General features: G+C 72.2%; 12 protein-coding genes and 1 pseudogene. 3 read left to right on the top strand and 10 right to left on the bottom strand.

The window, feature by feature from the left end; genetic code table 11:
* The first annotated feature begins 123 nt into the window (after positions 1-123).
* Together FOF52_RS21510 and FOF52_RS21505 are read left to right on the top strand one after the other, a co-directional pair.
* The gene (locus FOF52_RS21510; RefSeq protein ID WP_248591702.1) at positions 124-1,206 is read left to right on the top strand and encodes a suppressor of fused domain protein; all 1,083 of its coding nucleotides are present in this window, start codon (positions 124-126) and stop codon (positions 1,204-1,206) included.
* Positions 1,207-1,262: 56 nt separating this feature from the next.
* Complete coding sequence (locus FOF52_RS21505; protein WP_248591701.1) at positions 1,263-1,619, top strand: hypothetical protein; 357 nt, start codon at positions 1,263-1,265, stop codon at positions 1,617-1,619.
* A 78-nt stretch (positions 1,620-1,697) separates the two neighbouring features.
* Here the strand turns inward: FOF52_RS21505 and FOF52_RS21500 are convergent, their stop codons facing one another.
* The 5 genes from FOF52_RS21500 to rpsB all read right to left on the bottom strand — a co-directional run bounded on the left by FOF52_RS21500 (position 1,698) and on the right by rpsB (position 5,923).
* Positions 1,698-2,657 (bottom strand): phosphatidate cytidylyltransferase, encoded by a 960-nt coding sequence (locus FOF52_RS21500; RefSeq protein ID WP_425265510.1) that lies wholly within the window; start codon positions 2,655-2,657, stop codon positions 1,698-1,700.
* Between the two features lie 3 nt (positions 2,658-2,660).
* A complete protein-coding gene (gene frr, locus FOF52_RS21495; RefSeq protein WP_248591700.1) occupies positions 2,661-3,218 on the bottom strand; it encodes a ribosome recycling factor in 558 nt (185 codons plus the stop codon).
* A gap of 55 nt (positions 3,219-3,273) precedes the next feature.
* Positions 3,274-4,032, bottom strand: coding sequence for a UMP kinase (gene pyrH, locus FOF52_RS21490; RefSeq protein ID WP_248591699.1), 759 nt, complete (start codon positions 4,030-4,032; stop codon positions 3,274-3,276).
* Positions 4,033-4,169: 137 nt separating this feature from the next.
* Positions 4,170-5,006, bottom strand: coding sequence for a translation elongation factor Ts (gene tsf / locus FOF52_RS21485; RefSeq protein ID WP_248591698.1), 837 nt, complete (start codon positions 5,004-5,006; stop codon positions 4,170-4,172).
* A gap of 56 nt (positions 5,007-5,062) precedes the next feature.
* Positions 5,063-5,923 carry a 30S ribosomal protein S2 gene (rpsB, locus tag FOF52_RS21480; protein WP_248591697.1) on the bottom strand — a complete coding sequence of 287 codons (861 nt, stop codon included), beginning with the start codon at positions 5,921-5,923 and terminating at the stop codon, positions 5,063-5,065.
* A 143-nt stretch (positions 5,924-6,066) separates the two neighbouring features.
* On the opposite strand from rpsB, the pseudogene FOF52_RS21475 reads away from it, so the two are divergent.
* A pseudogene (locus FOF52_RS21475) lies at positions 6,067-6,657 on the top strand (peptidoglycan DD-metalloendopeptidase family protein); the annotation flags it as partial.
* 66 nt (positions 6,658-6,723) lie between these two features.
* On the opposite strand, the gene FOF52_RS21470 reads toward FOF52_RS21475, so the two are convergent.
* From FOF52_RS21470 to FOF52_RS21450, 5 genes are all read right to left on the bottom strand, one after another.
* Complete coding sequence (locus FOF52_RS21470; RefSeq protein WP_248591696.1) at positions 6,724-7,647, bottom strand: tyrosine recombinase XerC; 924 nt, start codon at positions 7,645-7,647, stop codon at positions 6,724-6,726.
* Between the two features lie 158 nt (positions 7,648-7,805).
* The gene (locus FOF52_RS21465) at positions 7,806-9,689 is read right to left on the bottom strand and encodes a DUF4153 domain-containing protein (RefSeq protein WP_248591695.1); all 1,884 of its coding nucleotides are present in this window, start codon (positions 9,687-9,689) and stop codon (positions 7,806-7,808) included.
* A gap of 210 nt (positions 9,690-9,899) precedes the next feature.
* Positions 9,900-10,256 (bottom strand): RidA family protein, encoded by a 357-nt coding sequence (locus FOF52_RS21460; RefSeq protein WP_248591694.1) that lies wholly within the window; start codon positions 10,254-10,256, stop codon positions 9,900-9,902.
* 23 nt (positions 10,257-10,279) lie between these two features.
* Positions 10,280-11,452, bottom strand: a complete 1,173-nt coding sequence (dprA, locus tag FOF52_RS21455; protein ID WP_248591693.1) for a DNA-processing protein DprA — start codon at positions 11,450-11,452, stop codon at positions 10,280-10,282.
* On the bottom strand, positions 11,449-12,984 hold the full coding sequence (locus tag FOF52_RS21450; protein WP_248591692.1) for a YifB family Mg chelatase-like AAA ATPase: 1,536 nt from the start codon (positions 12,982-12,984) through the stop codon (positions 11,449-11,451). The genes dprA and FOF52_RS21450 overlap by 4 nt, the downstream gene beginning before the upstream one ends.
* Between the last annotated feature and the right edge of the window lies 1 nt (position 12,985).

Below are 12,985 nucleotides of genomic sequence, written 5' to 3'. Positions count from 1 at the left end.
TAATTTGGAGCCGACCACGGCGCTTTCACCCCAAGACGGCGTGTTCCCCCAACCGGCACTGTCGTCCATACTATGCGGCGCAGGCAGGCCCTCGCGCGGTGACCGAGTGACGAGGAGGAGTGTGTGGCCCCGACCCAGGTTCTCCTCGACGAGACCAGCCCCTACCGCAGTCGCCGGGTCATCGTCGAGTACGACACCCACACCACCGCCGCCTACCTACTGGACCCGCGCGGCCAGGTGCGCGTCCCGGTATGGCTGGCCAACCACGAGATCGCGCCGGAGAGCAGCGACCCCTCCGGCCTGTACGCGGGCCGGGCGCCGCTGATGCCCGCGGCCCACACCAAGCACCCGCAGGGCCGCGCGCCCCTGGACCCCTCCCGGCTGCGGGTGGTGTGGTTCGAGGAGGGCGACGGGGTCGCCCTGCTGGACGAGGAGGGGCTGCTGGCGATCATCCCGGGATGGGCCGAGGCCGACCGCGGCCTGCCCGGCTACTCGCGCGACGCGATCGGCCGCAGCGCCTACGCCTGGGCCCTGGACGACGTGGCGGCGCAGCTGTGGCCCCGGGTGGTGCACGCCGAGGCGTACTGGTCCTGGCGTGCCGCCCCCGGCGCCTGGCGCAGCGTGCAGCGCTCGGTGTTCAACCACCTCAGAAAGGTGGGGCCCACCGGGCACTACTGGGACGTCTCCGACGGCTACGACCCGCTGATCCGCGTCTCCGAACGGCCCCCCACCCCGGAGCGGCCCTACACGGTGCTGAGCACCGTGGGCATGTGCGGCCAGCGGATGCCCACCCTGGACCGCTACATGGCGGACACCTCCGCCTACGCGCGCATCGAACTGGCGTTGGCGACCACCGCCCCGGCCCATCTGGCGGCACGGATCTTCCGTTGGCTGGGCACCTTCCCGTGGCGGGCGGTCACCTGGTTCGGTCCCGGCCACAGCATCAAGTGGCTGGACAACGACGAGGACTCCCCGCTGCGCGGCAACCACGCGGCGGTGCTGCTGGTCTCCGACCCCGGTGTGCTGGCCGGTCCCGACTGGGCTCCCCCGCCCGACCTGTCGGGGCTGACGTTCCACGGCGACCCGGTGAACTGGCTGTGGGTGGTCCCCATCACCCGCCCCGAGCACCTCTTCGCCAAGGAGCACGACACCGAGACCCTCCTCGCCAAACTCGCCGCGGAGGGGCGCAGTTGGATCCTGGGCTGAGCCCACGGTCTAGCCTGGTTTCCTGCCTGACCTCACGTGGACGGAAGGAAGATCGGTTGTTTCCCTTGCTCGAACGCGGCACCCACGCCTATCTGAGCACCCTGCTCCGGCTGGCCCAGCAGGAGGGACTGCTGACCTTCCACGAGGACCAGGGGCGGGACGGCTACCGGATCACCACGCGGGCGGGCCGTTCCGTGACGCTCTCCCCCGACCAGGTGGTGCCGTTCTGCGAGGGCCTGTGCGCGGCCCACACGGCGCTCGCCGACGAACCGCTGGGTTCCGTGGCCCGCGCCATCGACGAGGGGCTGGGCACCGTCTCCTGCACGGCCTGCCGGGCGCCCAACCCCAAGCACGCGCTGCGCTGCCGTATCTGCGGCCAGCGCCTGCTGGAGGAGCCCCCGGCGCGGCTGTGAGCCCCGAGGGGCGGCACCGCCGCGGAGACGGGCGACGGGGCCGCGGCACGGAGGTGGCGCGGCCCCACGGGCCCCGGTTCAGCCCGCGACCGGGACGAGCAGACTCAGCACGATCCACGCCACCGGCCCGGCGATGAGCAGCGAGTCGACCCGGTCCAGCAGTCCGCCGTGGCCGGGCATGAAGGAGCCCATGTCCTTGAGGCCGAAGTCGCGTTTGATGAGCGACTCGATCAGGTCGCCCACGGTCGCCGCGAGGACCACGGCGGCGCCGAGCACCAGTCCCGCCCAGACGGGGCCGTCCAGCATGAGGCCGACGGTGAGCGCACCGGCGACCATGCAGCTCAGGACCGACCCGGCGAAGCCCTCCCACGTCTTGTTGGGGCTGATCACCGGCGCCATCTTGTGCCGGCCGAACAGGATGCCCGCGAAGTAGCCGCCGATGTCGCTGCTGATCGTCACCACGATGAAGGCGATGAGCCGCCAGCGGCCGTCCGGCTCGGCGAGCAGCAGCAGCCAGGTGCTCAACAGCAGCGGCAGATAGAGCAGGGTGAACAGGGTGGCCGTGGAGTCCTGGACGTACCCCTCGGCCCCGCCGCGCAGCCGCCACACCAGTCCCAGGATCGCCGCGACCGCGAGCGTCCCGACCAGCCAGAGCGGGCCACCGAAGAAGGCCGCGGCCTGCATGGCCACGCCGCCGGCGACGACGGGGACCAGCGTCAGGTGGACGTCCCGGGAGGCGAAGGCCCTCCGCAGCTCCCGCACCCCCAGCACCACCGCGGCCGAGGTGATGAGGACGAACAGGGGGGGATACGGCACGATCGCGAGGTAGACGAGCGCGCCCAGCGCCAGCCCGCTGGCGATGGCCAGGGGCAGGTTGCGCCCGGTACGCACGGGCTGACCGCCGGGTTTGTGCAGGGTGAAGCGCTTCTCGTGGGAGTCAGTGGAGCTGTTCGCCCCTCGCCCGGTTCCGTCGGACGAGGGCGCGTCCTCACCACCCCGCTCCGGCGTCGCGCCCTCGAAGGAGTCGGAGTTGGACAAGGATCAGACCTCAAGCAGCTCTGTTTCCTTGTGCTTCAGCAGGTCGTCGACCTCCGCGACGTACTTGTGGGTGAGCGCCTCCAACTCCTTCTGGGCGCGGTGGCCCTCGTCCTCTCCGATCTCACCGGCTTTGACGGCCTTGTCGATGGCGTCCTTGGCGTGCCTGCGCACGTTGCGGATGGACGTCCTGCCGTCCTCGGCCTTGCCCCGCACGATCTTGACGTACTCCCGGCGGCGCTCCTCCGACAGCTCGGGGAAGACCACGCGGATGATGTTGCCGTCGTTGGTGGGGTTGACGCCCAGGTCGCTCTCGCGGATCGCCTTCTCTATGGCCGGCATCGCCGCCTTGTCGAACGGGGAGACGACCACCATGCGAGGTTCGGGCACCTGGAACGAGGCGAGCTGGTTGACCGGGGTCATCGCTCCGTAGTACTCGACGGTGATCCGGCTGAAGGTCGCTGGGCTGGGACGCCCGGTACGGATCGAGGCGAAGTCTTCCTTGGTGACGAGGACGGCCTTCTCCATTTTCTCCTCTGCTTCGAGGAGGGTCTCTTCGATCATTTCGGGACTCCCGTGTGTCGCTTTGCCGGAGTAGTACGAGGACTGGGCAGACCGGTCAGACGTCCGCAGGACACACGATCGTGCCGATCTTCTCCCCCTGTACCGCGCGGAGGATGTTGCCCTGGCCCATCAGGTCGAAGACCACGATCGGCAGACCGTTGTCCATGCACAGGCTCACCGCTGTGGCGTCCATGACCTTCAGGCCGCGGGTGAGCACTTCGTTGTAGTCGAGACGGTCGAACCTGACCGCCGAAGGGTTCTTACGCGGATCGGAATCGTAGACCCCGTCGACCTGCGTCCCCTTGAGCACGGCCTGCGCGCCGATCTCCAGCGCCCGCTGTGCGGCGGCGGTGTCGGTGGAGAAGAAGGGCGCTCCGAGACCCGCTCCGAAGATGACGACGCGGCCCTTCTCCAGGTGCCGGATCGCGCGCCGCGGGATGTAGGCCTCGGCGACCTGGCTCATGTGGATGGCGGTCTGCACCCGGGTCTCGATTCCCAGCCGCTCCAGGAAGTCCTGCAGCGCCAGGCAGTTGATGACGGTGCCGAGCATGCCCATGTAGTCGGCACGGCTGCGTTCCATGCCGTCCTGGGACAGTTCGGCGCCCCGGAACATGTTGCCGCCGCCGATGACGACGGCCACCTGGATGCCCTTGGAGACCGCCTCGGCGATCGCCTGGGCGATGTAACCGACGACCTTGGGAGAGATGCCGAGCTGCTCGTCGCCTGCGAACGCCTCCCCCGACAGCTTGAGCACCACGCGCTTCCATCCACCGTCGCGCCTGGCCACGACGTGCTGTCCCTCGTTGTCCGGCACGGAGATCGGCCCCCTTCTGGTTCCGCCGGTGGTTGTACTGCGCGAACCCGCTGGGTGTCCAGGAGGCTCACACACCGTCCAGATCTGACGGAGGTGTCGGGGGACGTCGCCCCGACACCTCCATCATCGCAGAAGCTCTAGGCCTGACCGACCTTGAAGCGGACGAAGCGGCGCACGGTCACACCGGCCTCGTCGACGACCTTCTGGACCGTCTTCTTGTTGTCCTTGACGAACGGCTGACCGAGCAGCGTCACATCCTTGAGGAAACCATTGACCCGGCCCTCGACGATCTTGGGCAGTGCCTGCTCGGGCTTGCCCTCCTCGCGGGCGGTGGCCTCGGCGATGCGGCGCTCGTTCTCGATGACCTCGGCGGGCACGTCGTCACGGCCGACGTACTTCGGCGCCAGGGCGGCGATCTGCTGCGCCAGGTCCTTGGCGACCTCGGCGTCGGCCTTGTCCAGCTCGACCAGCACCCCGAGGGTGGGCGGCAGGTCGGGGTCGGACTTGTGCATGTAGCTGGCCACGTAGGCGCCCTCGACCTTGGCGAAGCGCCGGATCTCCAGCTTCTCGCCGATGACCGCGCTGTGCTCCTCGATCACCTGGGCGACGGTCTTGCCGTCGGCGTAGTCGGCGGTGAGCAGCGACGGCACGTCACCGGGGTTGGTGCGCGCCACGAACGCGGCGAGGTCGGCGGCCAGCGCCTGGAACTTCTCGTTCTTGGCGACGAAGTCGGTCTCGCAGTTGAGCTCCAGCAGGACGGCGGAGGTGTCGCCGTCCTGGGCCAGGGCGACCAGGCCGTTGGCCGCGGTGCGCTCGGCACGCTTGCCGACGTCCTTGGCGCCCTTGATCCGCAGGGCCTCGATGGCCTTGTCGAAGTCGCCGGCTGCCTCCTCCAGGGCCTTCTTGCAGGCCATCATGCCAGCGCCGGTGAGCTCGCGCAGCCTCTTCACGTCGGCGGCGGTGTAGTTCGCCATAGCTTCGGTATCTCTATCCGCTCGGTGTGGATGGAAAGGACTGTGAGAGGAGGAGCCTAGGCTTCCTCAGTGCTCTTGGCCTCGGTGTTCTTGGCCTCGGCGGCCTGGCCCTCGGCGGCAGGAGTCGCCTGCTCGTCCGAAGCCTCGCTCTTGCCCTCCAGGAGCTCGCGCTCCCACTCGGCCAGCGGCTCCTCGGCGCCCTTCGCCTCGCCCGGCGCCCCGCCGGAGCGGATCATCAGTCCCTCGGCGACGGCGTCGGCGACCACCCGGGTCAGCAGGCTGACGCTGCGGATCGCGTCGTCGTTGCCCGGGATCGGGTAGTCGACCTCGTCGGGGTCGCAGTTGGTGTCGAGGATCGCCACGACCGGGATGTTGAGCTTGCGGGCCTCGCTGATCGCGATGTGCTCCTTCTTGGTGTCCACGATCCACACCGCGCTGGGAACGCGGGCCATGTCGCGGATACCGCCGAGGGTGCGCTCCAGCTTCTCCTTCTCCCGCCGCAGTCCGAGGAGCTCCTTCTTGGTGCGGCCGGAGGAGGCGACGTCCTCGAAGTCGATCTCCTCAAGTTCCTTGAGGCGCTGCAGACGCTTGTGCACGGTGGAGAAGTTGGTGAGCATGCCGCCCAGCCAGCGCTGGTTGACGTACGGCATGCCGACGCGGCGGGCCTGCTCGTAGATGGCTTCCTGGGCCTGCTTCTTCGTGCCGACGAACAGGATGGTGCCGCCGTGGGCGACCGTCTCCTTGACGAACTCGTAGGCGCGGTCGATGTAGGACAGCGACTTCTGCAGGTCGATGATGTAGATGCCGTTGCGCTCGGTGAAGATGAAGCGCTTCATCTTCGGGTTCCAGCGACGGGTCTGGTGCCCGAAGTGGACGCCGCTCTCCAGCAACTGGCGAATCGTCACGACTGTGGCCATGACTTCGGCCCTCCTTGTGCGGCGGGCGTTCGCCCGCCTCCGGTTGTTCCTGACGCCCCGACCGGGCCGCCGCGCCGCCGCTCGGGCGTGACGCGGACCGTGAGTCCGGCCCCTCCGCTCGGGGAGGCTCGGGGACGTGCGTGATGTGCGGTCCGCCAACGGACCACCCAAAGAATTCTAGCCGCCCGGCGGGCGGGGCGTGTTTCCGCTCCGCCGGACCCGCCGCCCGGGGAGCGCCGTCCACAGGAGGGGAAGTCACCTGGCGACGTCCCGGCGGCCTCCGCGACGCTGGGTCCATGACGTCCCCACTCCGTGTCCTCGCCGTCCTGTCCCTGCTGTCCCTGCTGGTCGCCGTCCTCCCGGTTCCGCCGGCCCGTGCCGACACCGGTCCGTGGACCTGGCCGCTGCCCGGGACGCCCACGGTGCTGCGGGGGTTCGACCCGCCCGCACAGCGCTGGCTTCCCGGCCACCGCGGAGTGGACCTCGCCGCCGCCCCGGGCGACACCGTGCTGGCCGCCGGATGGGGGCGGGTGGGGTTCGCCGGGACCGTGGGAGGCGTCCCCGTGGTGACCGTCGTGCACGGCACGACGCGCACCACCTACCTCCCGGCGGCTCCCCTGGTCGGGCGCGGCGAGGAGGTCCGCGCCGGGCAGGCGATCGGCACGCTCCCCGCCCGCCCCCGGCACTGCGCGCCGCGGCACTGCCTGCACTGGGGGCTGCTGCGCGGCCGCGACTACCTCGACCCGCTCGCCCTGCTGGGGAAGGCGGCCGTGCGGCTGCTGCCGCTGCCCCGGGACCGGTCAGGCCCGGGGGTGGGCCTGGTGGTAGACGCGGGTCAGCCGTTCGACGGAGACGTGCGTGTAGAGCTGAGTGCTGGCCAGCGAGGCGTGCCCGAGGATCTCCTGGACGCTGCGCAGGTCGGCGCCGCCGTTGAGCAGGTGGGTGGCGGCGCTGTGCCGCAGTCCGTGCGGGCCGGTGCGCGCCACCGCCTCGGTGCTGTCGTGGACGTCGCGGCGTGCGCTACGCACCCCCAGTCTGCCGCCGCGCGCCCCGAGGAACAGCGCGCGGCCGCTGGCGGCCGTGGCCCACCTGGGGCGTCCCGTGCGCAGCCAGCGGTCCACCGCCTCCAGGGCGGGTGCGCCGACGGGGACGACCCGTTCCCGGTTCCCCTTGCCGAGCACCCGCACCGTGCGCCGCTCCCGGTCCACGTCGTCCAGGTCCAGTCCGCACAGTTCCGCCACGCGGATGCCGGTGCCGTAGAGGACCTCCACCACCGCGCGGCGCCGCAGCGCGAGCGGCGACTCCCCGTCGCCCCCCGCCGCGGCGCACACCTCGGCGGCCTGGGCCTCGTCCAGCACCGCGGGCAGTGTGCGGCGCCGTCGGGGGCCGGCCAGGCGCGGTCCCGGATCGGTGTCCAGGAGCCCGGTGCGGTGCAGATAGGAGGTGAACACCCGGACCGCGGCGGTCCGCCGCGCCAGGGTGGCCCGGCTCGCTCCGGCCTCGTGCAGCGCGCTCAGCCATCCGCGCAGCGTCGCCAGGTCGAGGTCTGCCACGGTGCGTCCGCCGCCCGCGTGCTCCAGGTGCCCCAGCAGGCCGCGCACGTCCGCGAGGTAGGCGCGCACCGTGTGGGGTGAGCGGCCGAGTTCGACGCGCAGGTACCGCTCGAAGTCGGAGAGGACGTCGACGGAAGCGTTCCCGAAGGGGGTCCAACCGGTGTCGGCCATGCGTCCAGCTTCGCCGACCTCCGCCCGGAACGGAACCGGCACGCGCCGGACGCAGACACCCCGTCCTCGGATCGGGCGGGCCGGCCCGCGGTGGCGGGGCGCTGCGGTCCCCCGTCGCAGAGTCCCTGCGGCGGGGGACCACACCGTGGGGTAGGGCGTCAGCGGTAGAGGTGGGTGTGCGGGCGCCACCCGAGCGCCGCGGAGTCGCCGCACTCCTCGAAGGCCGTCAGGATCTCGGGGTCGTCCAGCGCCTCCTCCAGCAGGGCGTCCGCCCGCCGTCGGGAGGCGTTCCAGTCGGTCCAGGAGGTGCCCGTGTCCAGCCTCTCCCTCAGCTGTATCCGGTCCGCCTCCGGGATGTAGGCGCAGTCGGCCCGCTGGACGATCCGCGCCAGCGCGGGCACGGCGTCGTCGGACAGTCCGTTCAGGTAGAACATGTCGATCCTGGCGACGGGCATATCCACGTGGCTCTCGGCGATCCGCAGGTCGGGGTCGGAGTAGGCGAACAGCGCCAGGCCCGCACCGGTCAGCGCGACCACGGCCCGGGGCAGCCATCCGCTCCTGCCGCCGAACGTGTCGATCGCCCCCGCGACGACGACGAGGACGAAGACCGCGCCGATCCACCAGATGGCGGCTTCCGCCAGGACGCGCAGCCGGGTGAGCCCGAACGTCTCGGCGTACAGGTCGAGCCGGTTCAGCGCCGAGGCCAGCAGCAGCAGGGTCAGCAGGCAGAGCACGCCGAGCAGGGCGTTGCGCAACCGGCGCTCCCCGCCGTGCACGGTACGCAGCAGCCAGCACACCGCGGCGATGACCCCCAGGACGAGGAAACCGACCGTGAGGAGCTGGAAGAAGCCCTGCCGGGCGTACTCGGCGTAGGTGAGGTCGGTGGCGCGTTGCACGTACTCCTCACCGCCGAACAGGGTCGCCGCCTGTACCGCGATGAAGGACAGGAAGAGCAGGTTGAGCGCGCCCAGGGGCAGGAGCCAGGCCGTCATCGGCACCGGGGTGCGCGGCTTCGGCCGCTTCGCGGCGTCCCCCTCGGGCTGCTCCGTTCGCGCCGGACGCAGTGCGGTCAGGGCTGCCGCACCGGTTCCCAGGGCGAACAGCACGAACATCGTGCCCCTGAAGGGAAGTCCCTCGAAGTAGGTGAGGATGATCCTGGCGAAGACCGGGTCGGCCGCCATGAGAAGTCCGCCGAAGACGAGGAGCAGCAGGGCCGTCACGCTGATACCGATCAGGACGGGCTGCCAGCCGCGTCGGTTTCCGCCCGGGGACGGCGCGGCGGCGAGGAACCGCGGCGTGGCGGGCAGGTTGCGCAGCAGCGCGAGGGCGCCGTACAGCGTCCCCGGCCAGTTCGCCCGGGCTTCGGGAGCCCGGACGGCCACGGCGAGGGAGGCCAGGGCGAACGCTCCGGCCAGCGAGCCGGTGACGACCCAGTCGGCGGCGCGCACGGCGACGGTGCTCAGCAGGATTGCGGCCAGGGTCCCGTAGCAGAGCGCCCACGGGGTCCAGCCGGCGCGGATCACGGAGGCGACGGAGAGGGCCGCTACGATCCCGGCGACGAGTGTTCCCAGGCCGGGACCGTTCACCGGCAGGAACAGCGCGGCGCCGGCTCCCGCGGCGAGCACCGCGGCCGGCAGCCAGGCGGGAGTGGACGGCAGCGGCCTTCTGGGACGGGGAGGCCGCGGATAGGGGGGATAGGGGGAGGGGTGGGGCTGCGCGCCCCAGTGCTGCCGGGGCCAGGGGCCGTGGCCTCCCGGGGGCGGTGCCCCGTACTGCGGCCCGGCCCAGGGGGGCTGTTGGGGCTGCCCCGGTCCGCCCCCGGGGGCGACGGGCCGCTCCTGTCGTGCCTGTTCCGTTTCGGCGGGGGTCTCATCGACGCCCTCGGACTCCGCCGCTGAGGAGGCGTCCGGTCGGGACCCGGCGGAGTCCACCGGCTCCTCGTGTGCCCCGGACGCTCTGTCGGCCTCCTTACCGTCCTCGCACGAGGCGTCCTCGTGCCCGCGCGCGTCGTCGGAGTCCGGTTTCTCCCTGTTTTCCCCCATGGCATCCTCTCTGCGTCATCAGCAGTTCCCCCTGGTCGGATGCCACACCCGGGGGAAAAGTTCCTTTGTGTCGGTGATCTGCGACTTTGCGTGACCAGAGGCGCCGGGATGCGGCGGTGCCCCGCTCTCCCGTCGCGGACCGAGCGTCCCCGACAGGGGCGCGGGAGGAAGCCGGTGGGCGTTCTGACCGGCACCTCCCGCTCTCCACCGTCACGGCGTGGGGCGGACCGCCACCGCATCGATCTCCACCAGGTAGCGGGGATCCACCAGACCGCTGACCTCGACCAGGGTGGCCGCCGGACGGGGTTCGTGGACCAGCCGCTCGGCGAGAACCGCGCGCAGCACGGGAAGGTCGGCGATGTGGCGCAGGTAGTAGGTGAACTTGACGACGTGCCGCAGGTCGGCTCCGTGGGGTGCCAGGGCCGCTTCGATGTTGGCCAGAACCTGTCGCGCCTGCTCGGTGACGTCCCCCTCGGCCACACTGCCGTCCGCGGCCTCGGGCACCTGACCGGAGACGAAGATCAGCGGTCCTTCAGCGATTCGGGCGGGACTGTAGTTCTTGCTCACATCGGCACCCTATCTCCCTGCCCTCAGGAACGGCGCTCATCGGAGGTCCTGCGCCGCCAGCCCGTCGCCGTACGCTCGACGTGCCCCGCCGCCGCGAGCAGGCCGAGGTGCCGCAGCGCGGCGTCGGGGCTCAGACCGCCGGCCGCCGCGACCACCGCCACACCGGCGCTTCCCCGTTCGGGGAGAGCGTCCAGCAGCCGCCTGGCGGTGTCGTCGAGAAGCTCCGTGCCCACCCGGACGCCGCTCTCGGCCGGCGGCTCCGTCCCGACCGGGCTGAGCTGTTCGATGACGTCGCGGGCGCTGGTCACGCACACCGCCTGGTAGTCGCGGAGCAGGCGGTGGCAGCCCGCCGACAGGGCCGAGGTCACCGGTCCGGGCACCGCCATCAGGGTGCGGCCCAGTTCCTGGGCGTGGGCTGCGGTGTTCATGGCCCCGCTGCGCTGTCCCGCCTCGACCACCACGGTCCCCGGGGTGAGCGCGGCGATGAGCCGGTTGCGCACCAGGAAGGCGTGGCGGGTCGGGGTGGTGCCGGGCGGATGCTCACTGACCAGGACCCCGTGCCCGGTGATCTCGGCGAAGAGCTGCTCGTGCCCTCGCGGATAGCCCACGTCGACACCGCAGGCCAGCACGGCCACGGTGGCCGTGCCCCCGGCCAGCGCGCCCCGGTGGGCCGCGCCGTCGATGCCGTAGGCGCCCCCCGACACCACGCACCAGCCGCGTTCGGCGAGGGTGTGGGACAGTCCCGAGGTCACGTGCAGTCCGTAGGCGGAGGCCGCCCGGGACCCCACCACGGAGACCGCGCGCAGGCAGGCGTTGCGCAGGTCGTGGGCGCCGCGCACCCACAGCGCGTGGGGGCGGCGTTCGGCCAGCGTGTCGAGTTGGCTGGGCCATTCGGGGTCGCCGGGGAGCACCAGCCTGGCCCCGTACTCGGCCGCCCGTGTGAGCATCCGGTCGACGTCGGTTCCACGGGCGCGGGCACGCCACCGCTCCAGCCGGCCCTGGAGGGCGGCGGCACACCCCTCGGGCGCGTCCAGCGGGGCGCCCGCGCGCAGCGCCGCCCACACCTGGGCGGCGGGCTGGGTCCGCAGGAGTGCGCCGAGGACCGGGTCCCCGGGTTCGGCGACCGCGCTCAGCCCGGCGCGAGCCGCCGCGTCCTCGGCCGAGGGGGGCGCGGCGGGAGGCCCGTCGGCGGTCACTGCGCGGCCCCCGTCCACAGGGCGAACGCGTATCCGACGTCGTCGGGGGTCGGCGTGTCCCTGCCGCCCAGGTCGGCGACAGTCCACGCCAGTCTGAGGATGCGGTCGGCGCCGCGTGCGCTCAGCGCTCCGCGGTCCATGGCCTCCCCCAGGACGCGCAGCGCCTCCGGCTGCGGGGCGAAGCGGCGACGCAGCTCCGCCCCGGGCACCATCGCGTTGCAGGACCAGGGGGTGTCCCGCAGACGGTGGGCCGCGCGTTCCCGCGCCTGGGCCACCCGGACGGCGACGGTTGCGGAGGACTCCACGAAAGCCCGGTCGGCGAGGAGTTCGGCCCGGGACACCGGTTGGAGTTCGACCTTGAGGTCGATCCGGTCGAGCAGCGGCCCCGAGAGGCGGCCGAGGTAGCGCCTCCGTGCGGCCGACGGGCACACGCAGTTGGCTCCGGACTTGCCGCAGGGGCACGGGTTGGCCGCCATGACCAGCAGGAACCGCGCGGGGAAACGCGCGGTGGCGGCGGCTCGGGCGACCACCACCTCCCCGCTCTCCAGTGGCTGCCGCAGACAGTCCAGCACTCCCCGGGCGAACTCGGGGGCCTCGTCCAGGAAGAGCAGTCCGCGGTGGGCGAGGCTGACCGCGCCGGGCCGCAGGACGCCGCTGCCGCCGCCGATGACGGCGGCGCGGGTGGCGGTGTGGTGGGGGGCGCAGAAGGGCGGCCGCGTGATCAGCGGCTCGTCGCGGGGCAGGGTGCCCGCCACCGAGTGGATGGCGGTGACCTCGATAGCCTCGTCGGTGTCGAGACGGGGCATGATCGTGGGCATCCGTTCGGCCAGCAGGCTCTTGCCGGTGCCCGGCGGCCCCAGCAGGAACAGGTTGTGTCCGCCCGCCGCGGCGATCTCCACCGCCTTGCGGGCCACGGGCTGGCCGAGGACGTCGGCGAGGTCGGGGCGGGGCCGGTCCGCGCCCTCCCGTTCCGCCGCAACGGGGGCGACCGGTTCGGGGGCGGGTTCCGGGGTGGTGTGGCCGCCCCTGAGCCGGCTGACGAGTTCGGCGAGGGAGCCCACCGCCAGGACGTCGGCCCCGGCCACGAGCCGGGCCTCCTCCGCGTTGGCCCGTGCGACGACGAACGAACGACGGCCGCGCAGGGTCTCGGCCAGCATCATGGGCAGCACTCCGTGGACCGGGCGGGTGCGGCCGTCGAGGCTGAGTTCGGCCAGGAACGCGGTCTCGCCGACCTCGTCGGCGGGGACGACGCCGCTGGCGGCGAGGATCGCCACGGCGATGCTGAGGTCGAATCCGCTGCCTCGTTTGGGCAGACTGGCCGGGGACAGGCTGACGGTGATGTGGGTCTCGGGCCAGTACTCGCCGCTGTTGACGACGGCGGCCCTGATCCGGTCCCGGGCCTCGCGCAGCGCGGCGTCGGGAAGGCCGACCAGGGTGAGCCCGGCTTTCCCGGTGCCGATGTGGGCCTCCACCTCGACGCCGTAGCCCTCGACCCCGAGCAGGGAGACGGAGCGGGTGCGCGCCAGCACCATC

It is taken from the genome of Thermobifida alba (assembly GCF_023208015.1).
Taxonomy (GTDB): Bacteria; Actinomycetota; Actinomycetes; order Streptosporangiales; family Streptosporangiaceae; genus Thermobifida; species Thermobifida alba.
The sequence above is the reverse complement of the archived record's forward strand: the minus strand, read 5'-3'. Positions and strand labels throughout refer to the sequence as shown.